Below are 21,929 nucleotides of genomic sequence, written 5' to 3'. Positions count from 1 at the left end.
AGATAGCAATGACATATAATGCTGGAATAACGGGTATGGGAATTAGTATGCCTGAAAATATTTTAACTAATTTCGACCTTGAGAAGATGGTAGAAACCAGTGATGAATGGATAAGGACAAGAACAGGTATAAGGGAAAGAAGGATAGCAGGGCCTGAAACTGCCAGTTCAGATCTTGCAACTGATGCTGCGGTAAAGGCGCTGAAAATGGCGGGAGTTTCAGCTGAGGAGATAGATTTGATTATAGTGGCTACTGTAACTCCTGATATGATGTTTCCTTCAACTGCTGCCATTGTACAAAATAATATTGGTGCAGTTAATGCTGCGGCCTTTGATCTTGAGGCTGCGTGCACAGGTTTTATATATGCTTTAACAGTAGCGAAGCAGTTTATTAAGTCAGGTTCATACAGGAACGTCCTTGTAATAGGTTGTGATTTGTTATCTAAAATTACTGACTTTACCGATAGAAATACTTGCATACTCTTTGGGGATGGCGCAGGAGCTGCAGTTATTTCAAGAACAGATGAAGAAGGTATTATAGAGGAATATATTAAATCTGATGGAGCCGGAGGGAAATATCTATATCTGCCCTCAAGTGGTTCAAGAATACCTCCTTCCATAGAAAGTATACAAAAAAAGCTTAATTACATTTATATGGATGGGCCCGAGGTATTCAAGTTTGCTGTTAAAGCCATGCCAGAGGCAATTATAGGCTTGCTCGATAAAAGCGGCCATAAAATAGATGATATTGATTATCTTGTACCGCACCAGGCTAATATAAGAATTATAGAATCGGCTGCCAGGAGACTTGGAATATCTATGGACAAGGTAGGAATAACTATCGATAAATATGGGAATATGTCCTCAGCTTCAATACCTGTAACTCTTTTTGAAGAATATGAAAGAAAGAAAATTAAAAAGGGTGATAAAATTGTACTTGTTGGCTTTGGAGCTGGATTGACATATGGAGCAGCGCTAATAAACTGGTTAATTTAGGAGGTGCATTATGGATTCCAGAATATGCCAGATGCTAAATATTAAATACCCTATTTTTCAGGGGGGGATGGCATGGGTTGCAACATACCATCTTGCAGCAGCAGTATCTAATGCGGGTGGGCTTGGAATAATTGCTGCCGGAACAGCCAATGGCGAATATGTAAGAGAGCAGATAAAAAATGTAAGGAAATTAACTGATAAACCCTTTGGTGTTAACGTGATGCTGTTATCACCCTATGTAGATGAGGTTATGAATGTAATCATTGAAGAGAGGGTTCCGGTTATCACTACAGGTGCCGGCAATCCGGGAAAATACATTAAGTTCTTAAAAGAAGTAGGAACGAAGGTATTTCCAGTTGTTCCTTCAGTAGCACTGGCGAGAAGAATGGAAAAAGAGGGTGTAGATGGTATTATCGCCGAAGGGACAGAATCGGGAGGTCACATTGGTGAACTTACTACTATGGCTCTTGTTCCCCAGGTTGTTGATGCTGTTAACCTTCCGGTAATAGCCGCTGGAGGTATAGCTGATGGAAGAGGTATGCTTGCTGCTTTTGCTCTGGGGGCAGAAGGAGTTCAAATTGGAACAAGATTTATTTGTTCAGACGAATGTGCAATACATGAAAACTATAAGATGGCAGTGATAAATGCCAAAGACAGAGATGCCGTTGTAACCGGTAGAACAACTGGCCATCCTGTACGTTCCTTAAAAAATAAGCTTACTAGAGAATTTGAAAGGCTTGAGGGCGAGGGAGCTTCGAAGGAAGAAATAGAAAAGATTGGAGTTGGAGCACTGAGAAGAGCTGTAATAGAGGGAGATGTAAATTACGGTTCGGTTATGGCAGGCCAGATTGCAGGCATGATTAAAGATATAAAACCTTGCAAAAAAATCATTGAAGATATAATAGATGAATACAATACTACTTTAAGCAGGTTAAGAGGATGATGATCATGGAAAAGACAGCATTTTTGTTTGCCGGACAGGGTGCACAGTATGCAGGAATGGGAAAGGAACTATATGATAACTATGAATGTGCAAGGAAAATATTCGATGGAGCCAATGATATACTTAATATAAATATAAAAGATCTATGCTTTTATGGACCAGATGATGAGTTAAGTAAGACAGAGAATACTCAGCCTGCTATTGTAACAACTTCAATGGCAATTTTAGAAGTATTAAAGGAACATAATATCAGGGCCCAATATGCAGCAGGTCTCAGCCTGGGTGAGTACTCAGCTTTAATATATGGAGGAGTTTTCAACTTTGAAGATGGGCTTCAGCTTATTAGAAAAAGAGGAGAAATTATGGAGAGGGCAGTACCTTCAGGCAAAGGAGCAATGGCTGCCATAATAGGTATTGAAAGGGAAAAAATTGAGTCATGCTGCAGGGAGATGAGTAAATATGGAGTTATTGAGGTTGCCAATTATAATTGTCCTGGCCAGATAGTCATATCGGGTGAAAAGGATCTGGTAGAAAAAACAGCAGCATCTCTTAAAGAAATGGGAGCATTGAAAACAATAATGCTAAATGTTAGTGGTCCTTTTCATTCAAGCCTGTTAAAGGAAGCAGGGGAAAGGCTTGAAGAGGAAATAAAAAAAGTACAGATTAATGCGCCGGAAGTTAAGATAGTATCAAATTATGATAATGAATTTTATAATGATAGTCCTAAAGATACTGTATATAAGTTAAAAAATCAAATTTCATCATCTGTAAGATGGGAGGATAATGTAAGGAAGCTTATTGATGATGGAGTTAATACCTTTATAGAAGTAGGCCCGGGGAAAACCCTGTCTTCCTTTGTTAAAAAAATTGATAGAAGTAAAAAAATATATAACGTTGAGGATATAAAGTCTCTAAACAAATTGATTCAGGAAATCAAAATGTAAAGGAGGATTTAAATGAAATTTGAAGGCAAAGTAGCCCTGGTAACGGGTGCTTCCTCGGGTATCGGAAGGGCAGTTGCTTTAAATCTTGCAGAGGAAGGTGCATCTGTTATTGTAAACTACTCTGGAAATGAATCTGGAGCTTTAGATGTTGTCAGGGAGATTAAGGACAACGGGGGCAGTGCTGAAGCCTTTAGATGTGATGTTTCAGATTCCAACCAGGTAGATAGCATGGTGAAATATGTAATAGAAAAATATGGAAGGATAGATATACTTGTAAATAATGCAGGCATCACAAGGGATGCACTTATACTGAGAATGGAATTAGAGGACTTTGAAAGGGTAATTGATATCAATTTAAAAGGAACTTTTAATACGATAAAATCGGTTTCAAAATACATGATAAAGCAAAAAAGCGGAAAAATAATAAATATTGCTTCAATAATAGGTCTTACAGGAAATGTTGGCCAGGCTAATTATGCTGCTTCAAAGGCTGGAGTAATAGCTCTAACAAAATCTGCAGCAAAGGAATTTGCATCAAGAAATATAAATGTAAATGCTATAGCACCTGGATATATTGAAACCAGGATGACAGAAGTTTTAAGCGACAGGATTAAGGATGAAATAATATCAAAGATACCATTAAAAAGGCAGGGTATGCCGGAAGATGTTGCAAAAGCAGTGATATTTTTAGCTTCTGAAGATTCAAAATATATAACAGGACAGGTAATAAATGTTGACGGAGGAATGGTTATGTAATATTATATACTTGAGTTGATTGAAGGGAGGTGAACGGTATGGTGTTCGAAAAGGTTAAGGAAAGGATTTCAGATATACTTGGTGTTGATCCTGATGACATTACTATGGAATCTTCATTTATTGATGATCTCGGTGCTGATTCCCTTGATATCGTTGAGTTAATAATGGCCCTTGAAGAGGAATTTGATATTGAAATACCGGATGAAGAGGCGGAAAAGATCCAAACAGTAGGAGACGTAGTTGACTATATAAAGGATCATGCTGATATGTAATTTCAGTCCCGAAGTGATTCGGGGCTTTTAAATATGAATCCGTCAAACATTGTTCCCTGTCCCTCAAAATGGGAGGGTTGATCATATGAAAAGAAGAGTAGTAATAACTGGACTTGGAATTATATCCCCGGTTGGGAATAGTATAAATGAATTCTGGAATAATCTCATTAATGGAGTAAGTGGAATAGGCTATATAACAAGATTTAATACCGATGAGTTTCAGGTTAAAATTGCAGCTGAAGTTAAAAACTTCAACGCTGAGGATTATATAGATAAAAAGGAAGCCAGGCGAATGGACAGGAACACCCAATATGCCCTGTCAGCAGCAATTCAGGCTTCAAGTGATTCAGGACTGGATTGGGGTAAAATAAATAGGGACAGGGCTGGTGTTATATTAGGCTGTGGTGTTGGTGGACTGGAAACCTTTGAGGATCAGATGACTGTATATAAGGATAAAGGATCAAAAAGAGTAAGTCCCTTCTTTATCCCCATGATGATAGCGAATATGGCGGCTGGGCAGGTGGCTATGAAATTTGGAGCAAGAGGAATTAACGAAACAGTTGTAACAGCCTGTGCGTCAGGAACAAATGCCATAGGCGAAGCTTATAAGGCTATTCAAAGGGGTGACGCTGATGTGATGTTTACAGGCGGAACTGAAGCTGCCATAACTCCACTTGCTCTGGCGGGCTTTAGCTCTATGAAGGCCCTATCAACAAACAACGATAACCCTCAGGAAGCATCTCGCCCCTTTGATAAGAACAGGGATGGTTTTGTTATGGGGGAAGGGGCTGGAATATTGATACTTGAAGAGCTTGAACATGCTCTTTCAAGGAGAGCAAAGATTTATGCTGAGATCGTAGGCTATGGTGCAAGCTGTGATGCTTATCATATGACTTCGCCAGATCCGGAAGGAGAAGGTGCAGCCCTTGCAATTGCGGCAGCCCTTAAAGATGCTGATATTACCCCTGATGATGTTGATTATATTAATGCTCATGGTACATCAACAGAATACAATGATAAATTCGAAACCCTGGCTATAAAAAAAGTTTTCAAAGAAGCAGCATATAAAACTCTCATAAGTTCAACAAAATCTATGACCGGACATCTTCTGGGGGCTGCAGGAGGAATTGAGGGGGCAATATTGGCACTGTCAATAAAAAATGCAATTGTGCCACCAACAATAAATTATAATGAAAAGGATGAAGACTGCGATTTGAATTATGTACCAAATAAAGCGATTTCCTGTGATATAACATATGGAATTTCTAATTCCTTTGGATTTGGCGGACATAATGCAGTCGTGGTAATGAAAAAATATATTTAGGTAAATCTATTGGCATGCAGTTTAGTAACTGCATGCCAATATTTCAAATAGAGTATTCATTAAAGAAATAAGAGAGCATTTAAAAGATCAAGGTCGCTTTATTAAATTGATTGAAATAGGTTCTTTTATTTCTTTAATGTGTCGGGAGGAGTATCATGAATATTGAAAGAAAGAATCAGTTATTGAAATTTCAAGAAAGGCTCGGAATAAATTTCGAAAACCTTTATATTTTAAATACGGCGCTAACTCACAGCTCATATGCCCATCAATATAACCTTAAATACAATGACCATAATGAGAGGCTGGAATTTTTGGGAGATTCAGTTCTTAGCGTTATAGTGAGTGAGTATTTATACAGGAAGTATAAGAACAAACAGGAGGGAAAGCTCTCAAGGATAAGGGCCGGTGTCGTATGTGAGGGTTCTCTTGCAGAAGTGGCGCGAAAACTCGAAATTAATAAATATATATTAATTGGCAAGGGAGAGGAACTGTCAGGAGGAAGGGATAAAGATTCTCTACTTGCGGATGCCTGTGAAGCAATTATTGCTGCAATTTATCTTGATAAGGGCCTTGAAGCTGCTCGAAATTTTGTGTTGAAGTATCTAACTGATAAGATAGATGTTATAGTAAAGGATCATAACTACAACGATTATAAATCCAAACTTCAGGAGTACGTTCAAAGAAATCTTCTATCAACAATAGAATATAAAGTGGTAAGTGAATCTGGACCTGCCCATGACAGGACTTTTCATATAGATGTTTATCTAGATAACAAATGTTTTGGCAAAGGTACAGGAAAGAGTAAAAAGGAAGCAGAACAGAGAGCTGCAAGGGAAGCCCTTAATAAGCTGGGGGTAGAAGAAGGTGAATAAAAGATACTGTATAATACCTGTTTTTGTTTCCCATAAAGGATGTCCTCATGATTGCATCTTCTGTAATCAGAGGAAAATAGCTCAGGAGGAGAGAGATATAAGTGCATATGATGTAAAAAGCAAAATTGACTCTTACCTCAGTACTATGGACAGGGATAAAACATATGTAGAACTATCCTTTTTTGGAGGCAGCTTTACTGGAATACCTATAGACTATCAAAATGAACTTCTTGAGGCTGCAAAGGGAGCACTGGATGATGGTAAAATAGATGATATAAGACTATCAACTAGGCCGGATTATATAAATGGGTTTATTTTGGATAACCTAAAAAGGTATGGAGTTGGTGTTATAGAACTGGGCGTACAGTCCATGAGTAATGAAGTTTTATACATTGCGGAAAGGGGGCATTCCCCGGAAGATGTTATTGAAGCCTCAAAACTCATTAAGGAATATGGGTTTAAGCTGGGGCTGCAAATGATGACAGGACTGCCGGGAGATACCCTTGAAAAGGATTTATATACTGCCCGGGAAATTATAAAATTGAAGCCTGATTTTGTAAGAATTTACCCTGCACTTGTTATTAAAGACACTTATATGGAATATATGTATCGAAGTGGCACATACAAACCTTTAGAGTTAGATGAAGCCATCGCAATATCCAAGGCTCTATATAAAGAATTTACAAATGCAAATATACCAATAATTAGAATGGGACTTCAGGCCACAGAGAAGATTGCAGCGGGAAGGGATGTTGTAGCAGGTCCTTTTCATCCATCCTTCAGGGAACTGGTGGAATCTTCACTGTTAAACGACATGATGGAATATGTGATAGAGAAATATTATGCCCAATCGGATAAAATCGTAATAGACATTAACCCATTGGATATATCAAAATTATACGCTGGGAGAAAAAGGTTTTTTAACAAAAAAATAAGCAAATATACGACAAAGAATATAAAAATACGACAAAATTCAATTGTTACAAACATGCAATTATCCTTTAATGATGGTAAAATAGGAAGAAATATGTCAATATATCAATTTTTAAAAATTAAGGAATAAAGAAGGAATTTCCATCAATATATAGAATATTAATATCTGAAGTCGTTATCATATTTATCTATGGAAATGGAGGATGAATTATTGATGGAAATACTGAAGGTATCTGCACAATCTCAACCTAAAGCAGTGGCAGGAGCTCTTGCTGCCCTTTTAAGAGAGAAGGCAGCTGCGGAGGTTCAGGCTATTGGAGCCGGAGCTGTAAATCAAGCGATTAAGGCAATAGCAATAACAAGAGGTTTTGTTGCACCTAATGGAATTGATTTGGTAGTTATTCCAGCCTTTTCAGAAGTACAGATAGACGGAGAAGAAAGAACGGCTATAAAATTTATAGTAGAACCCAGATAGTTAAAGGGCCTGCAAAGCAGGCTCTTATATTTTTTAGCTCAATTGGAAAAGTTGACATTGCTATAAATAAAACTTAAAATGAAATGGTGTAAAAGTTTAAGGGTAATTATCTCTTGGATAGGCCCTTTTTTAGTATCTTTCAAAGGTTTACAGCCTGTAGGAGGAGGGGTTGTATTGTATCTTAAAAAACTTGAGATTAAAGGATTTAAGTCCTTTGCTGATAAAGTTGAGCTGGATTTTACAAAGGGCATAACCGCTATAGTCGGGCCCAATGGAAGCGGAAAGAGTAATATATCAGATAGTATAAGGTGGGTACTTGGAGAACAGAGTGCTAAAACCCTGAGAGGGGCAAAGATGGAAGATGTTATATTTGCAGGAACTGAAAGCAGAAAGGCCTTGGGGTGTGCCGAAGTTGCTCTTACTATAGATAACAGCTGTAATACAATTCCTCTGGATTATTCGGAAATAACTATAGCAAGGAGATTATATAGATCGGGAGAAAGCGAATATCTTTTAAATGGAACTCCCTGCAGATTGAAGGATATCGTTGAAATATTTATGGATACAGGTATAGGAAAGGATGGATATTCCCTTATTGGACAGGGGAGAATTGACGAGATTTTAAGTACAAGATCTGAGGATAGAAGGAACCTGTTTGAAGAAGCAGCAGGTATAGTTAAATATAAAACGAGAAAGCAGGAAGCTGAAAGGAAGCTTGAAAATACAAGACAAAATCTTATAAGGATTTCTGACATTATAAGGGAGCTTGAAGGTCAAATTGAGCCCCTGTATAATCAGTCTCAGGTTGCTAAAAAATATCTTGCTCTCAGAGAGGAACTTAAGGAGCTGGAAATAAGCGTTATACTGAACAATTATGAAGAAGCCAGCAAAAAGCTTACTAAATTTTCTTCAAATATTGAAGAGCTAGTTGAAGGGCAGGCTTCATATGAAAAGAAAAGAGATGAGCTTATATTATCTATTCAAAATATAAAGAAAGAGCTTGGGGATTTAGAAAAGGAATATGAAGAGTCCAACAATTTCAGAGTGGAGATAGAGAAAAGCCATGAAAACAAACAGGGTAATTTGAAGTTATTAAATGAAAGGCATGAAAACTTTTTTAAAGAGAAGGAAAGAATAAAAAATGAAATAAACAATGAGAGGGAAAGGCTGAAGAGAGCACAGGAGTTAATAGACAGAGCAGAGGAAGAAAGGGCTTCAATAGAAAGGGAAGTAGAATCAATAGAGCGCGTTATTGAAGAAATAAATAAGGAATATACAGATGCTAATGAAAAGTGTATACAGCATGAAAGACTTATTGAGGATAGGAAATCAGAAGCTATTCAAATTCTTAAGGAGATTTCCGAAACTACCAATAAAATAAATTCATCAACAATTATTATGAATAATCTGGAAAGCAGAAAAATCCAGCTGGAAAGGGAGCTTAAATCTAAAAATGAAAAACTTATTATGTTAAATATAGAAATAGATAAAACAACAAGCATAAAGAAGCACTATGATGAAAAGCTTCTGCTGGAAAAAAACAAACTTCAAAATGAACTTCAAAGGCTTAAAAGTCTTGAAGAAGAACTAAAAAAATTAAACCATTCAAAGGGAAAAATATTTGAGGAATTGAAAACCTTAGAGGCAAGATATAAAACCCTTGTAGACATGGAAAAGGATATGGAGGGTTTTAATAGGGCGGTAAAAGCAATAATATCCAAATTCAAAGATAGTAAGAAGGTTTTTGGAACTATAAGTGATTTGGTTAAGGTGCCCAGAGGGTATGAAGTTGCTATAGAAATAGCCCTCGGAGCATCCGTACAAAATATTGTTGTGGATAATGAACATACGGCAGGTGACATGATAAACTATCTTAAAAATAACCATCTTGGAAGGGCAACGTTTCTTCCCCTCACCACAATCAAGGGAAGAGAGGCTTCTTTGAAGGAAAATATATACGGCATAAAGGGGTTCTTAGGAATAGCTTCAGATATTATTTCATATGACAATATGTTTAAAAATGCTGTGACAAACCTCCTTGGAAGAGTTCTTATATGTGATGACCTTGAAAGTGCGAAGCACCTTGCAAGGGTAACCGATTATAACTTTAGGATCGTAACCCTTGACGGAGATGTTATTAATTCAGGAGGATCCTTTACAGGAGGAAGTAGCAACATTAAAAACTCGGGAGTTATTTCAAGAAAGAATGAAATAAGCGAGCTGACGGAGCTAATAAATAAAGGAAAAGACGAAATAATTAAAGTTGACCATAGGATTAATGATAATACTTATCAAATAAATGTTTCAAAGGATAATATTGAAGCTATTAAAGCAGAAATACAGAATTTGAATATAAAGATTAACGATGAAGAAAACAAAATGAGGTTGTACATTAGAGAAAAGGAGTCCTGTGAGGAAAGTATTAAAGATATCCAAATAGAAATGGAACAAATAGATAAAGAATTCATTAAAAATCAGGACTTTCTTAAAGAGAATAAATTAAACCTTGAAAGATTGGATAAGAGGCAGAAAATAGTTGAAGAGGAGATATCACAACTTCAGATAGAATACAGGAATGCTCAGGCCTACAAAGATCATATTTCATCAAAGTTGACGGAAAAGAAGATAGTGTTCGCAGAAAAAAGTAAAGCGTATGAAGCTATCATAAAAAATGTTGATGTGCAGAAGAAAGAAGTATGGAGCATTAATAATAAAATATTAAATTTGAAAGGGCAGATCGATGAACTCAATAATAAAATATTAAACGTCGAAGAAGAAATAAAAATTAATTTGTCTGATATACAGAGAACTGCAGAAAGTATAGTAGAAATCAAAGATAGGGTGTTAAACCTTGAAATAGGCAAAAAAGAATTAACAGGTATAATTTACCTAAAAGAAAAGGAACTTGAAGCAATTCAGGAAACTCTAAGGGACATTACAACGTCCATTCACAGGCTTGAGCTGTCTAAATCGAAAACTGAATCTGAAATGGATGTTCTGGCGAACAAACTTTGGGATGAATATGAGCTTTCAATACCTCAGGCAGAAAAATACAGGAAGGATATTAAAAATCCGGCCGAAGCAGCTAGAAGAGTTAATGAGTTAAAAAACAATATTAAGTCACTTGGTGATGTTAATGTTAACTCGATTGAAGAATATAAAAGGGTGACTGAAAGGTGTGAGTTTTTAAAGTTACAGGAAAAGGATCTTCATGAAGCTGAAACGGCACTTATGGATATAATCGATGAAATGACAAGGAAAATGAAGTATCAGTTTGAAGAGAAATTTAAAATTATAAGGCAGAACTTTAGCGAAACCTTCAAAGAGCTTTTTGGAGGCGGCTATGCAGATTTGAGGCTTGAGGATGATGATGTTTTAAATTCAGGAATTGATATCATAGTTCAACCACCTGGTAAAAAACTTCAGAGTTTATCGCTGCTCTCAGGTGGAGAAAGAGGACTTGCGGCTATAGCGCTAATTTTTGCCATACTAAAGATGAAACCTACTCCATTTTGTGTGCTTGACGAAATAGAAGCTGCCCTTGATGATGCTAATGTGAACAGGTTTGCTGAATTTTTGAAAAACTATTCATCAAATACCCAGTTTATAATTATAACCCATAGAAAGGGATCCATGGCTGCCGCCGATGCTCTTTATGGTGTAACCATGGAAGAAAAAGGGGTTTCCAAGACAATATCGCTGAAATTAAAAGGAGGTAACAATTAATGGGATGGTTCGATAAACTTAAGGAAGGATTGACTAAGACGAGAAACAACATCACCGAAAAGGTTGAGCAGCTTCTTTCATTGACAAAAACAATAGATGATGAGCTTTATGAGGAACTCGAGGAAATACTCATTATGGCGGACGTTGGTGTAAACACAACCAATAAAATAATTGATCTATTGAGGAAAAGAATTAAGGAGAAAAAGGTTTCTGATGCGGGACAGGTTAAGGAACATCTAAAGGATATACTATCAGAAATAATGGGAGGTAATGCTCAAAACGTCCTTCCTGAAAGTACGCCTGCGGTTTATATGATAGTAGGTGTAAATGGAGTCGGAAAAACAACTTCCATTGGAAAAATGGCTAACTATTTAAAGGGTAAAGGATACAGGATTATGCTGGCCGCAGGAGATACCTTCAGGGCAGCAGCTATCGATCAGCTTGAGGTATGGGGAAATAGAGCAGGTGTAGATGTAATCAAGCATAAAGAGGGGGCCGATCCCGCAGCAGTTATTTACGACGCCATTCAATCAGCTAAAGCAAGACATGTCGATGTTTTAATATGCGACACTGCAGGAAGGCTTCATAATAAAAAGAATCTTATGGAAGAGCTGAGAAAGATTAATAGAGTTGTTGAAAGAGAATACCCAGAAGCTTATAAGCAAACATTTCTTGTTTTGGATGCTACCACTGGACAAAATGCCCTGATTCAGGCCAAGCAATTTATAGGTGTTGCAAGTGTTAATGGCATTATATTAACTAAACTGGATGGTACAGCTAAAGGTGGAGTTGTTGTTGCAATAAACGATGAGCTGAGCATTCCTGTAAAAATGATAGGCGTTGGAGAGGGAATGGAAGACCTTCAGGAGTTTGATCCAAAGGCATTTGTTGATGCGTTATTTTAATAAAACAAATATTCAGTTGTTAAGTAAAAATACTTGACAGCACATATCCTTTTTGCTATTATCTATTAAGGATGTGTTAATATGTTTGATAAATGGAGTAAAACGGCACTGCTTCTTGATTTTTACGGTAATCTTTTAACTGATAAACAAAGGCTTATAATGTCTTATCATTATGAAGAGGATATGTCCCTAAGTGAGATATCTGAGGAGCTCAATATCTCAAGGCAGGCTGTCCACGACATTGTAAGACGAAGTGAAAAAATACTTGCAGAATATGAGGAAAAACTTGGACTGGTGCAGAGGTTCCTCCTTCAAAAGGAAAAGCTCGAAAGGATAAAAAAAATTCTGTCCAGGGAAGCTGCGAATGAGGATATAAAAATGGTTCTTAGATTAATAGACGATCTTATTGAAATGTAATGGGAGGTTTATATATGGCTTTTGAAGGTTTAACTTCAAAGCTTCAAGAAACCTTTAGAAAATTAAAGGGAAAAGGCAAATTGTCTGAAAAAGATGTTAAGGATGCAATGAGGGAAGTTAAGCTTGCCTTGCTTGAAGCTGATGTTAACTATAAAGTAGTAAAGGATTTTATTAACTCTGTAAGTGCCAGGGCTGTAGGTCAGGAGGTTATGGAGAGTCTGACTCCTGGTCAGCATGTCATAAAGATAGTAAACGAGGAACTTATAGCTCTGCTTGGAAAGAGCGAGAGCAAGCTAATCGTTTCAAAGGTACCTCCTACAATTATAATGTTCGTTGGGCTTCAAGGTGCCGGTAAAACTACTATGGCAGGAAAGCTTGCTCTTCATCTTAAAAAACACAATAAAAGGCCTCTCCTTGTAGCATGCGATATCTACAGACCGGCAGCCATTAAACAGCTTCAGGTATTGGGAGCACAGATTGACGTCCCTGTTTTTTCGCTGGGTGATAAAACAAATCCCGTGGACATTGCCAGGGCCGGCATAGAAAATGGCAAAAGAAATGGAAATGATTATGTAATAATAGATACAGCCGGAAGGCTTCATATAGATGAGGAGCTTATGAATGAGCTTAAAAACATTAAAGAGGCTGTAAATCCCAATGAAATACTTCTTGTTGTCGATGCTATGACTGGTCAGGATGCTGTAAACGTTGCAGAACATTTTAACGGTAACCTTGATATTACTGGAGTTATCTTAACAAAGCTTGATGGAGATACAAGGGGCGGTGCTGCCATATCCGTAAATGCTGTTACCGGCAAACCCATTAAGTTCGTTGGTACAGGAGAGAAGCTATCAGATTTAGAGATTTTTTATCCTGATAGAATGGCTTCAAGAATACTTGGGATGGGAGATATTTTAAGCCTTATAGAGAAAGCTCAAGAGAGTATAGACGAAAAGAAGGCCCTTGATTTGCAGCGAAAAATAATGCAGCAGGAATACACACTTGATGACTTTCTTGAACAGATGCAGCAGATGAAAAAGATGGGGCCTTTGAAGGATCTTCTTAAAATGATTCCTGGATTTGATGCAAGTAAACTCGGGGACTTGGATATTGATGAGAAGGAAATGGCTCATACGGAAGCTATTATAAAGTCCATGACAAAGCAGGAAAGGCAGAACCCATCAATTATCAATGCAAGCAGAAAAAAGCGAATTGCCAGGGGATCCGGAACAAGCATACAGGAGGTTAATAAGCTTCTTTCCGGATTTGAACAGGCAAGAAAGATGATGAAGCAATTTGCAGGAATGCAAAAAGGTATGAAAAAAGGAAAATTCAAATTTCCTTTCTTTAAATAGATTACAAAAGAGCAGTGTAAGGAGGTGAAAACATGGCAGTAAAGATAAGATTAAGAAGAATGGGAGCTAAGAAGAATCCTTTCTACAGAATAGTAGTGGCTGATTCAAGAGCACCTAGAGATGGAAAATTCATCGAAGAAATAGGATACTACAACCCAACTACTGAACCAGTTGATGTAAAGATAGATGCTGAAAAGGCAAAGAAGTGGATATCAAATGGTGCGCAGCCTTCAGATACTGTAAGAAGCCTCTTAAAGAAGGCAGGTATCATTGAATAAGGAGGTACATTAGCGTGCGTGACCTTATTGAAGTCATTGCAAAGGCACTGGTGGATAATCCTGATGCAGTTCAGGTAAAGGAGATTGCAGGAGAACAATCGATAATAATTGAGTTAAAGGTTGCTCCTGAGGATATGGGTAAGGTTATTGGAAAGCAGGGGCGTATAGCCAAGGCTATTAGAACCGTTGTTAAAGCAGCAGCTACCAAGCAGAATAAAAGGGTGGTTGTTGAGATAATATAATAATATTAGTGTTATTATAAAAGAGTTAGGTTTTCTAACTCTTTTTAAACGATTAAGGTGATGTGTATGCTTCAATATTTAAAGGTAGGGCAGATAATCAATACCCATGGAATCAGGGGAGAGGTAAAGGTTTACCCACTAACCGATGATATTAAAAGGTTTAAAAAGCTAAAATATGTCTTTATAAGAAATGGAGAGGAATATAAAAAGGTTGACATTGAAGGTGCCAAATTTTTCAAAAACTTCGTCATTTTAAAGCTATCTGGAATAGAAAGTATGAGCGATGCTGAAAAATATAAAAACATATATATTTATGTAGATAGGGAAAATGCCGTTAAGCTTCCCGATGACAGCTATTTCATTGCTGACCTTATCGGGTTAAAAGTAGAGACAACAGAGGGAGAGGAGCTTGGTAGCATAACCTCTGTTTTTTCTACAGGAAGCAATGATGTGTATGAAATAAAAAGTCAACATGGTAAAACAATTCTAATACCTGCCATAAAGGATGTTGTTAAATTGGTTGATATAGACAATGGCAGGATGATAATTAACTTACTAGAGGGATTGATATGAAATTTGATATTTTAACCCTGTTTCCTGAAATGTTTGATGTTTTTAACCACAGTATAATTAAACGCGCCAGGGAAAAAGGAATTGTGGAATTGAACGTTCATGATATAAGAGACTATACTACTAACAAACATAAAAAGGTTGATGACTATCCCTATGGAGGCGGTGCTGGAATGGTTATGCAGGCTGAACCCATATATAATGCTGTTGAAAGCATTAAAGAAATATATGGGTATAAGCCTTATACCATACTCATGTCGCCAAAGGGCAAAAAGTACAATCAGGACTTATGCAGAGAACTAAGCAACATAAAACATATTATGTTAATTTGCGGACATTATGAAGGTATCGACGAGAGAATAATGCCTCTTGTGGATTTAGAAATATCCATAGGAGATTATGTACTGACTGGAGGAGAAATAGCTGCAATGGCAATTGTAGATTCTGTCTCCAGAATGGTACCAGGGGTTCTTTCTACTCAGGAAAGTTTCGAGAATGAATCCTTTTACGAAGGTCTCCTTGAATATCCACAATATACAAGGCCAGAGGTATTCAGGGGCATGAAGGTACCTGATGTTCTTCTTTCAGGAAACCACAGTAAAATACTGGAGTGGAGAAGGTATCAATCCCTTAAAATAACCTATGAAAGGCGCAGAGATTTAATTGAGAAAGCTGATTTAAGTCCTGATGATATTAAGATGCTTGAACGAATCAAAAAGGAATGTTCAGATAATAGTTGATTAAAATATAAATTCATGCTATAATTACAATGTTATTACGGGCGTTCCGCTACATTTTTATGCATGAACGTCTAGGAAGAAGGGGAGAAAGAACATGGATATCATAAGAGCAATTGAGAATGAACAGTTAAAAAAGGACCTGCCTTCATTTAACGTTGGTGATACTGTAAGGGTTCACGTAAAGGTTAAGGAAGGTACTAGGGAAAGGATTCAGGTATTTGAAGGTCTTGTGATTAAAAGACAAAATGGTGGAGTGAGAGAAACCTTCACTGTAAGGAGGATTTCCTATGGTGTTGGTGTTGAAAGGACATTTCCTGTACACTCACCAAGAATAGAAAAGATTGAAGTTATAAGAAAGGGTAAGGTAAGAAGAGCAAAGCTCTACTACCTAAGAAAGAAAGTAGGAAAGGCTGCTTCAAGAGTAAAGGAAATAATAGACTGATTAAAAGGGACTGCTATTCAGTCCCTTTTAATTTTCTTTAACTTACTCCATTGAACATGGGGGAACAACCCGCCCTTTTCAATAAATTTGATACAAAGACTCTAAATGGATAAAATAATATTAGTCAAAACAGTTATGACATCGAATAAAGGAGGGAAGATCCCGGCAGCGAAAACTATTCTGCATAAAAATAGATTTATGCTTAACCGGGTGAGGAATATGAGTATACAGTGGTATCCAGGGCATATGGTAAAAACTAAGAGGCAGATAATTGACAGTTTGAAGCTGATAGATGTGGTAATAGAGCTTTTTGACGCCAGAATTCCTGATAGCAGCAAAAATCCTGACATAGATGAGTTAATAGGAAATAAGCAGAGAGTGGTGCTTCTAAATAAATGCGAAATGGCGGACGAAAATATAACTAAAGAATGGATTAAACGTTATAAAGATATGGGAATTAGCGCTCTTGATGTTGATTCTATAACAGGAAGGAATATAAACAGGGTGTATACGCTAGTTAAAGAAAGCGTAAAAGAACATTTTGAAAAGAGGGTTGAAAAAGGAATCGTTGGAAGGCCAGTCAGAGCACTTGTACTGGGCATACCAAATGTTGGAAAATCAACCTTTATAAATAAAATATCCTCAAAATCAAGCGCAAAAACAGGAGATAAACCGGGTGTAACCAGAAGTAAACAGTGGATAAAAGTTAATAAAGATTTTGAGCTTTTAGATACTCCGGGTATTCTCTGGCCCAAATTTGACGATGAAAAAGTAGCTCTTCACTTAGCCTTTATAAGGGCCATAAAGGATGAGATACTGGACCCTGAGGAGCTTGCTGTGAAACTTATTGAGGAGCTTGTAAGTTTAAAGCCAGAAGCATTAAAAGACAGATATAAGATTGATTTAAATACCGATGCCTTTGAAGTATTGAAAAATATTGGAAGAAAGAGGGGATGCATAGTATCAGGCGGCGAAGTTAATACAGTAAGGGCTGCAAACCTTCTATTGGATGATTTTAGAAGCGGCAGACTTGGCAGGTTAAGCCTTGAGAAGCCGCAAATATAAGGGGGATTATATGAAACAGTACAGTATACGGGAGATTGAGCATATACTCAGCAATTCTACTTATCAGGAATTCATAGGGCTTAAGGAAGAGCTTATAAAGGATGAGAGAAGAGGCGTACATAATCTTGTTTTAAAATTTGAAAACAAATTTAAAATGATCAACAAAAGGCTTGAGGAATATCGCAGGAGAAAAATGTATGAGGATAGGCTTTTAAAAGAAGGAGTAACTTACATTGCCGGCGTTGATGAGGTTGGAAGAGGACCTCTGGCAGGGCCGGTTTATGCAGCTGCTGTTATATTAAATCCTGAAGTGGATATAATTGAAATAAAGGATTCTAAAAAGCTGTCTATGAATCAGAGAAGCGAAATTTCAAAAAAAATAAGGGAAAGCTGTCTTGCATATTCAGTTGCATATGCTTCAGTAGAGGAGATTGACAGGTTTAATATATTAAATGCTACGAAATTGGCGATGATTAGAGCTATAGAGGGGCTTAGGATAAGGCCAGAACATATTTTAATTGATGCCTTGAGACTGGAGGGGTTAGACATTCCACAAACATCCATTATAAAGGGAGATGACATTTCAATATCCATTGGTGCAGCTTCCATAATAGCAAAGGTTGAAAGGGATAATTTTATGAATGAAATTTCACAGAAATACCCAAATTACTATTTTGAAAAGAACAAAGGTTATGGTACTCCTGAACATATTGACGCAATTCGTAGACACGGAATATCGGATGTTCACAGAAAAACATTTGTTAAGAATATTGTATAAATGTATAAGGGGATTTTATTATGCCGTATAATAAAAAAATTGGCAGTATCGGAGAGGATATTGCGAGAAAATATTTAATACGCAATGGATATAAAATACTTGATAAAAATTATAGAACAAAATTTGGGGAAATAGATATAATAGCCAAAGATGGCAGGTATATAGTTTTTATAGAAGTAAAGTCAAGGAAAGGCTCTAAGTTCGGATATCCAAGGGAAGCAGTTGATAGTTTTAAACAGAACAGGCTTAAAAACCTTGCGACTTTATATATTGCTAATAAGAATCTCTGGGATTCTATGATCAGGTTTGATGTGGTCGAAGTATTGCTCGGTGAAACGGACAGAGAAAAATCGGTAGCAATTATAAAAAATGCATTTGATTGAGATATTTTTCAATCTATACGAGGAGGGGAAAGTTAATGAAGGTTACGGTAATTGGAAATTGGGGAGGTTTTCCCGAAGCAGGGGGAGCAACATCAGGTTATTTGTTTCAGGATAAAGGCTATAACCTGCTGATTGACTGTGGAAGCGCTGTTTTATCTGGGATTCAACAGCATATAAAAATTGAGCAGTTAAATTCTGTGGTGATATCCCACTATCATTTTGATCATATTGCAGATATAGGTCCCCTTCAATACGCAGTACAAATTAAAACTATATTAAATGAAATGAACCATTCTCTTAATATATATGGACATCACCATGATGTTAACAGCTTTAGAATGCTTACCATGGTTCCCTATACATATGGAGTTTCATATGACGAACACGACAGGTTGAATTTAGGACCCTTTACAATATCCTTTTGCAGAACGATTCATCCAGTATCCTGTTTTGCAATGAGAATTGAAAGTGGAAATAAAAGTGTGGTATATACAGGCGACACAAGTTACTTTGAAGGATTGTCTACCTTTTCAAAGAACGTAGATTTATTGATATGCGAATGTAATTTTTATGCTAATCAGGATGGTTCAAAGGCGGGACATATGAACAGCATCGATGCGGGCAGGGTTGCTAGAGATGGAAATGTTAAGAAACTTCTGCTTACGCACCTTCCTCACCAGGGAAATCCTCTAAATCTCGTCAGGGAAGCAGGAAGTGTATACGATGGACCGATAGAGCTGGCGCTTCCTGGATGGACATGGGTGTCGGAATAAAAGGTAGTAAACTTGCGTTTACTACCTTTTATAGCATTATTTTTCAATATAAATTATTCCAACGGTATTGGGGCCGCAGTGGCTGAAAATAACACAGCCTGCCTTTGTTATAATTATTTCTCTGGCATTTATGTTCTTTGCAATCTCCTTTTTCAAGTATTCAGCATCATTCTCTCCCATGGCGTGGGTTATTATTATCCTGTCTGGATCGATATTATCCTTTGCTGCCAGGACGTTATTTAGCATAGTATTTAACGCATGCTCCCTTTTACCCCTTGCTTTTTGTCCTAGAATCATCCTGCCATCTACAACCTTTACAATAGGTTTTATTTTAAATATTCCACTCATGAAATTTTGAAGAGCGCTGCATCTACCACCCTTATACAGGTAGTCCAGGGTATCAATTACAAAGGCAGTTCTAACTTTAGGAACCTTCTCTCTAACTCTTTCGGCAACTTCTTTAACGCCTAGGCCCTCTGCTGCATAGTCTGCAGCCTTTAAAACCAGAAGCCCTATACCTGTTGATAGATTCATTGAATCTACTATTTCGATTCTTCCCTCAGGAAATTCCGTTGCAGCTATCCGAGCATTTTGAATCGTTGACGATAACGCTGATGAAATGCCTATGTATATTATATCCTGTCCAGCATCGATGTATGGTTTAAAGGCATTGTAAAAATCAGCAGGCGATGCAGAGGCGGTTTTAGGTAGCTTACCAGTTTCTTCAACCTTTTTATAGAGCATCTCAGGGGTCATATCAATTCCATCTCGATATGTCCCATCATCAAAATTAACATAAAGAGGTAATACCGAAACATCATATTTACTTATGATTTCCGGGGTGAGATCATTTGTGCTGTCAGTAAATATTTTCACTTTGCCCATAATAATGCCCCCCAAACAATTAAACTGAAAAGTCTATAAGTGTATATAATAATATATAAAATTTCTCAATTATATTATAAGCATATTGTAATAGGAATAACAGCCCACAATTGTAAATAAAGTGTGTAAATTATCAGCAGATGAGCAATGGAATTTTTTCATGGCAGGTTTAACTGACTACTTGATCATTTAAAAAATGAGGTAAAGATTTGAATATTTTACCTCACATCTTTTAAAATGATTATATAAAACTTAAATATGAGCAAAAAATGCATAGCGTGGGCACTTATAAACATATTATTCACTGGCATTTGAAATGGTAACAACCATGTTTATCTCTCCTCCTATTCTCTCAGCTTCGCTAAACATGGTTTGAAGGCTGTTAAACACATCGTCAGTAGAGCCGGTTATTTCTGTGTGCGTTGAGCCAACCCTGTAATTAATATTGTGATTGTTTAAGCTGTCTATAGAATTATTAATGACTCCTGATGCACTGTTTGTTTTCAATGGGTATACGGCAACTTCTGCTTTTATCATGTCTGTTCACCTCCTTGTGATGTCCCTGCAAATATGAAAATAACTTTATACAAAATGAACAATATATCATATATATCTTTTACATGTTTTTGAGGAATAATACTTTACAGATAAATTGTAATCAAATAAATTGTTTTTAAAATACAAAAATAATTTATTTAGAAAAGTATCTAGAAAATGTACGGAGGAAGGTATAATGGAAAAAAGTGCTTTAAAGGATCAGTGTCCAAAGGTGAGCATTGCACCAATGGTTGATAGGACTGACAGACACTTTAGATATTTTTGCCGCCTAATTACAAGAAGATCGCTTTTGTATACGGAAATGATTACTACTAGTGCCATAATAAATGGAGACAGGCATAAAATTCTAGACTTCGATCAATTTGAAAAGCCTGTGGCCCTTCAAATTGCAGGATGTGATCCAAGGGAAGTATATGAAGCTGTGAAAATAGCCGAGGATTGGGATTATGATGAAATAAACCTTAATGCAGGATGTCCATCCGATAGAGTTTCTGGAAATGAAATGGGTGCAGTATTGATGGCATATCCTGAGAAGGTAGCTGAGATGATTGCTGCTATGAAAAGAGCAACAAAAAAACCAGTAACAATAAAACACAGAATCGGCATAGAAGGGAAAAATGTGCTTCCGGACTATTTTGAGAGAACTCTTTTGGATAAATACGAAGATATGATGAGTTTTGTAAAAACAGTTGAACAGGCAGGCGCAGAACGTTTTATAATACACGCCAGAATTGCTGTTTTGGAAGGTCTGAGCCCAAAGGAAAACAGGGAAGTTCCACCTCTGCGATATAAAGATGTATATAAGTTAAAAAGGGAGTTACCCCATTTAAACATCGTAATAAACGGAGGAATAAAAACTATTGGCGATATTGAAGGGCATTTAAGGTATGTAGACGGAGTAATGATTGGACGTGCAGCATATGATAATCCTTTTATGCTGGCGGAGGTAGATAAATTCTTCAATGATGGGAAAGTAAATAATATAACAAGGAGGCAGGTCATTGAAGGTTTAATTCCATACATCGAGAAAATAGAAAAGGAAGGAGTAAAAGGATACGCTGCTTTAGTGCATACCCTTGGTCTTTTTTTCAATAAAAAGGGCAGTAAAACATGGAAACAGCTTATAACACCTCCATGGCCTGAAGGATATAGTGGAAAGGATATACTTTTTAAGGCACTTGATTCTTTACCTCAGGATGTTCTCGATGAGGCTGTGTTAGCTTGAAAAATTAAATTAACCTGCTGTAATAGTTTTTACTTTTTCATTCACCATTCAGAATAAGGATATTGGTTTCGTT

The 21,929-nt window shown here is 36.9% G+C and carries 25 protein-coding genes; 23 read left to right on the top strand and 2 right to left on the bottom strand.

The window, feature by feature from the left end:
- Nucleotides 1-8: 8 nt before the first annotated feature.
- From EDD71_RS05370 to EDD71_RS05265, 22 genes are all read left to right on the top strand, one after another.
- Nucleotides 9-995 carry a beta-ketoacyl-ACP synthase III gene (locus EDD71_RS05370; protein ID WP_133627722.1) on the top strand — a complete coding sequence of 329 codons (987 nt, stop codon included), beginning with the start codon at nt 9-11 and terminating at the stop codon, nt 993-995.
- A gap of 7 nt (nt 996-1,002) precedes the next feature.
- Nucleotides 1,003-1,938, top strand: a complete 936-nt coding sequence (fabK, locus tag EDD71_RS05365) for an enoyl-[acyl-carrier-protein] reductase FabK (protein WP_133627721.1) — start codon at nt 1,003-1,005, stop codon at nt 1,936-1,938.
- Nucleotides 1,939-1,943: 5 nt separating this feature from the next.
- Nucleotides 1,944-2,882 (top strand): ACP S-malonyltransferase, encoded by a 939-nt coding sequence (fabD, locus tag EDD71_RS05360; RefSeq protein ID WP_133627720.1) that lies wholly within the window; start codon nt 1,944-1,946, stop codon nt 2,880-2,882.
- Between the two features lie 12 nt (nt 2,883-2,894).
- The gene (gene fabG / locus EDD71_RS05355; protein ID WP_133627719.1) at nt 2,895-3,638 is read left to right on the top strand and encodes a 3-oxoacyl-[acyl-carrier-protein] reductase; all 744 of its coding nucleotides are present in this window, start codon (nt 2,895-2,897) and stop codon (nt 3,636-3,638) included.
- Between the two features lie 38 nt (nt 3,639-3,676).
- On the top strand, nt 3,677-3,910 hold the full coding sequence (gene acpP, locus EDD71_RS05350) for an acyl carrier protein (RefSeq protein WP_133627718.1): 234 nt from the start codon (nt 3,677-3,679) through the stop codon (nt 3,908-3,910).
- Nucleotides 3,911-3,995: 85 nt separating this feature from the next.
- Nucleotides 3,996-5,234, top strand: a complete 1,239-nt coding sequence (fabF, locus tag EDD71_RS05345) for a beta-ketoacyl-ACP synthase II (protein ID WP_133627717.1) — start codon at nt 3,996-3,998, stop codon at nt 5,232-5,234.
- Nucleotides 5,235-5,389: 155 nt separating this feature from the next.
- Entirely contained in the window at nt 5,390-6,106 is a 717-nt protein-coding gene (gene rnc / locus EDD71_RS05340; protein ID WP_133627716.1) for a ribonuclease III, read from the top strand.
- The gene (locus EDD71_RS05335) at nt 6,099-7,169 is read left to right on the top strand and encodes an elongator complex protein 3 (RefSeq protein WP_133627715.1); all 1,071 of its coding nucleotides are present in this window, start codon (nt 6,099-6,101) and stop codon (nt 7,167-7,169) included. The genes rnc and EDD71_RS05335 overlap by 8 nt, the downstream gene beginning before the upstream one ends.
- An 84-nt stretch (nt 7,170-7,253) precedes the next feature.
- On the top strand, nt 7,254-7,514 hold the full coding sequence (locus EDD71_RS05330; RefSeq protein ID WP_133627714.1) for a stage V sporulation protein S: 261 nt from the start codon (nt 7,254-7,256) through the stop codon (nt 7,512-7,514).
- A gap of 174 nt (nt 7,515-7,688) precedes the next feature.
- On the top strand, nt 7,689-11,240 hold the full coding sequence (gene smc, locus EDD71_RS05325; RefSeq protein ID WP_166636351.1) for a chromosome segregation protein SMC: 3,552 nt from the start codon (nt 7,689-7,691) through the stop codon (nt 11,238-11,240).
- On the top strand, nt 11,240-12,145 hold the full coding sequence (gene ftsY / locus EDD71_RS05320) for a signal recognition particle-docking protein FtsY (RefSeq protein ID WP_133627712.1): 906 nt from the start codon (nt 11,240-11,242) through the stop codon (nt 12,143-12,145). The genes smc and ftsY overlap by 1 nt, the downstream gene beginning before the upstream one ends.
- Nucleotides 12,146-12,226: 81 nt before the next feature.
- Complete coding sequence (ylxM, locus tag EDD71_RS05315) at nt 12,227-12,562, top strand: YlxM family DNA-binding protein (protein WP_133627711.1); 336 nt, start codon at nt 12,227-12,229, stop codon at nt 12,560-12,562.
- Between the two features lie 14 nt (nt 12,563-12,576).
- Nucleotides 12,577-13,917, top strand: coding sequence for a signal recognition particle protein (gene ffh / locus EDD71_RS05310; protein WP_133627710.1), 1,341 nt, complete (start codon nt 12,577-12,579; stop codon nt 13,915-13,917).
- 32 nt (nt 13,918-13,949) lie between these two features.
- A complete protein-coding gene (rpsP, locus tag EDD71_RS05305; RefSeq protein WP_133627709.1) occupies nt 13,950-14,195 on the top strand; it encodes a 30S ribosomal protein S16 in 246 nt (81 codons plus the stop codon).
- Between the two features lie 14 nt (nt 14,196-14,209).
- The gene (locus tag EDD71_RS05300) at nt 14,210-14,437 is read left to right on the top strand and encodes a KH domain-containing protein (protein WP_133627708.1); all 228 of its coding nucleotides are present in this window, start codon (nt 14,210-14,212) and stop codon (nt 14,435-14,437) included.
- Between the two features lie 66 nt (nt 14,438-14,503).
- Nucleotides 14,504-15,010: a ribosome maturation factor RimM gene (rimM, locus tag EDD71_RS05295; RefSeq protein WP_133627707.1), complete on the top strand. Its 507-nt coding sequence runs from the start codon at nt 14,504-14,506 to the stop codon at nt 15,008-15,010.
- Complete coding sequence (gene trmD, locus EDD71_RS05290) at nt 15,007-15,747, top strand: tRNA (guanosine(37)-N1)-methyltransferase TrmD (RefSeq protein WP_133627706.1); 741 nt, start codon at nt 15,007-15,009, stop codon at nt 15,745-15,747. Before rimM ends, trmD begins: the two co-directional genes overlap by 4 nt.
- A 94-nt stretch (nt 15,748-15,841) precedes the next feature.
- Nucleotides 15,842-16,189 (top strand): 50S ribosomal protein L19, encoded by a 348-nt coding sequence (gene rplS / locus EDD71_RS05285; RefSeq protein WP_133627705.1) that lies wholly within the window; start codon nt 15,842-15,844, stop codon nt 16,187-16,189.
- 198 nt (nt 16,190-16,387) lie between these two features.
- Nucleotides 16,388-17,254 carry a ribosome biogenesis GTPase YlqF gene (ylqF, locus tag EDD71_RS05280; RefSeq protein WP_479724193.1) on the top strand — a complete coding sequence of 289 codons (867 nt, stop codon included), beginning with the start codon at nt 16,388-16,390 and terminating at the stop codon, nt 17,252-17,254.
- A gap of 10 nt (nt 17,255-17,264) precedes the next feature.
- Nucleotides 17,265-18,032: a ribonuclease HII gene (locus EDD71_RS05275; protein ID WP_133627704.1), complete on the top strand. Its 768-nt coding sequence runs from the start codon at nt 17,265-17,267 to the stop codon at nt 18,030-18,032.
- 20 nt (nt 18,033-18,052) lie between these two features.
- Nucleotides 18,053-18,415, top strand: coding sequence for a YraN family protein (locus EDD71_RS05270; protein WP_133627703.1), 363 nt, complete (start codon nt 18,053-18,055; stop codon nt 18,413-18,415).
- A 35-nt stretch (nt 18,416-18,450) separates the two neighbouring features.
- Nucleotides 18,451-19,188 carry an MBL fold metallo-hydrolase gene (locus EDD71_RS05265; RefSeq protein WP_133627702.1) on the top strand — a complete coding sequence of 246 codons (738 nt, stop codon included), beginning with the start codon at nt 18,451-18,453 and terminating at the stop codon, nt 19,186-19,188.
- Nucleotides 19,189-19,224: 36 nt separating this feature from the next.
- Here EDD71_RS05265 and EDD71_RS05260 read toward each other — a convergent pair whose 3' ends face one another.
- Together EDD71_RS05260 and EDD71_RS05255 are read right to left on the bottom strand one after the other, a co-directional pair.
- A complete protein-coding gene (locus tag EDD71_RS05260; protein ID WP_133627701.1) occupies nt 19,225-20,073 on the bottom strand; it encodes a DegV family protein in 849 nt (282 codons plus the stop codon).
- Nucleotides 20,074-20,370: 297 nt separating this feature from the next.
- Entirely contained in the window at nt 20,371-20,610 is a 240-nt protein-coding gene (locus EDD71_RS05255) for a YkoF family thiamine/hydroxymethylpyrimidine-binding protein (RefSeq protein ID WP_133627700.1), read from the bottom strand.
- A 196-nt stretch (nt 20,611-20,806) separates the two neighbouring features.
- On the opposite strand from EDD71_RS05255, the gene dusA reads away from it, so the two are divergent.
- A complete protein-coding gene (gene dusA / locus EDD71_RS05250) occupies nt 20,807-21,856 on the top strand; it encodes a tRNA dihydrouridine(20/20a) synthase DusA (protein ID WP_133627699.1) in 1,050 nt (349 codons plus the stop codon).
- The last annotated feature ends 73 nt before the right edge of the window (nt 21,857-21,929 follow it).

It is taken from the genome of Fonticella tunisiensis (genome assembly GCF_004364155.1).
GTDB classification, from domain to species: Bacteria; Bacillota; Clostridia; order Clostridiales; family Caloramatoraceae; genus Fonticella; species Fonticella tunisiensis.
This window is presented reverse-complemented; position numbering and strand designations above follow the sequence as displayed.

Bases quoted from the DNA above. Each gene is read 5' to 3' on its own strand.
- EDD71_RS05370 (WP_133627722.1), top strand. From the start codon at position 9: ATGACATATAATGCTGGAATAACGGGTATGGGAATTAGTATGCCTGAA.
- fabD (WP_133627720.1), top strand. From the start codon at position 1,944: ATGGAAAAGACAGCATTTTTGTTTGCCGGACAGGGTGCACAGTATGCA.
- fabG (WP_133627719.1), top strand. From the start codon at position 2,895: ATGAAATTTGAAGGCAAAGTAGCCCTGGTAACGGGTGCTTCCTCGGGT.
- acpP (WP_133627718.1), top strand. From the start codon at position 3,677: ATGGTGTTCGAAAAGGTTAAGGAAAGGATTTCAGATATACTTGGTGTT.
- fabF (WP_133627717.1), top strand. From the start codon at position 3,996: ATGAAAAGAAGAGTAGTAATAACTGGACTTGGAATTATATCCCCGGTT.
- rnc (WP_133627716.1), top strand. From the start codon at position 5,390: ATGAATATTGAAAGAAAGAATCAGTTATTGAAATTTCAAGAAAGGCTC.
- EDD71_RS05330 (WP_133627714.1), top strand. From the start codon at position 7,254: ATGGAAATACTGAAGGTATCTGCACAATCTCAACCTAAAGCAGTGGCA.
- ftsY (WP_133627712.1), top strand. From the start codon at position 11,240: ATGGGATGGTTCGATAAACTTAAGGAAGGATTGACTAAGACGAGAAAC.
- ylxM (WP_133627711.1), top strand. From the start codon at position 12,227: ATGTTTGATAAATGGAGTAAAACGGCACTGCTTCTTGATTTTTACGGT.
- ffh (WP_133627710.1), top strand. From the start codon at position 12,577: ATGGCTTTTGAAGGTTTAACTTCAAAGCTTCAAGAAACCTTTAGAAAA.
- rpsP (WP_133627709.1), top strand. From the start codon at position 13,950: ATGGCAGTAAAGATAAGATTAAGAAGAATGGGAGCTAAGAAGAATCCT.
- rimM (WP_133627707.1), top strand. From the start codon at position 14,504: ATGCTTCAATATTTAAAGGTAGGGCAGATAATCAATACCCATGGAATC.
- trmD (WP_133627706.1), top strand. From the start codon at position 15,007: ATGAAATTTGATATTTTAACCCTGTTTCCTGAAATGTTTGATGTTTTT.
- rplS (WP_133627705.1), top strand. From the start codon at position 15,842: ATGGATATCATAAGAGCAATTGAGAATGAACAGTTAAAAAAGGACCTG.
- ylqF (WP_479724193.1), top strand. From the start codon at position 16,388: ATGCTTAACCGGGTGAGGAATATGAGTATACAGTGGTATCCAGGGCAT.
- EDD71_RS05275 (WP_133627704.1), top strand. From the start codon at position 17,265: ATGAAACAGTACAGTATACGGGAGATTGAGCATATACTCAGCAATTCT.
- EDD71_RS05270 (WP_133627703.1), top strand. From the start codon at position 18,053: ATGCCGTATAATAAAAAAATTGGCAGTATCGGAGAGGATATTGCGAGA.
- EDD71_RS05265 (WP_133627702.1), top strand. From the start codon at position 18,451: ATGAAGGTTACGGTAATTGGAAATTGGGGAGGTTTTCCCGAAGCAGGG.
- EDD71_RS05260 (WP_133627701.1), bottom strand. From the start codon at position 20,073: ATGGGCAAAGTGAAAATATTTACTGACAGCACAAATGATCTCACCCCG.
- EDD71_RS05255 (WP_133627700.1), bottom strand. From the start codon at position 20,610: ATGATAAAAGCAGAAGTTGCCGTATACCCATTGAAAACAAACAGTGCA.
- dusA (WP_133627699.1), top strand. From the start codon at position 20,807: ATGGAAAAAAGTGCTTTAAAGGATCAGTGTCCAAAGGTGAGCATTGCA.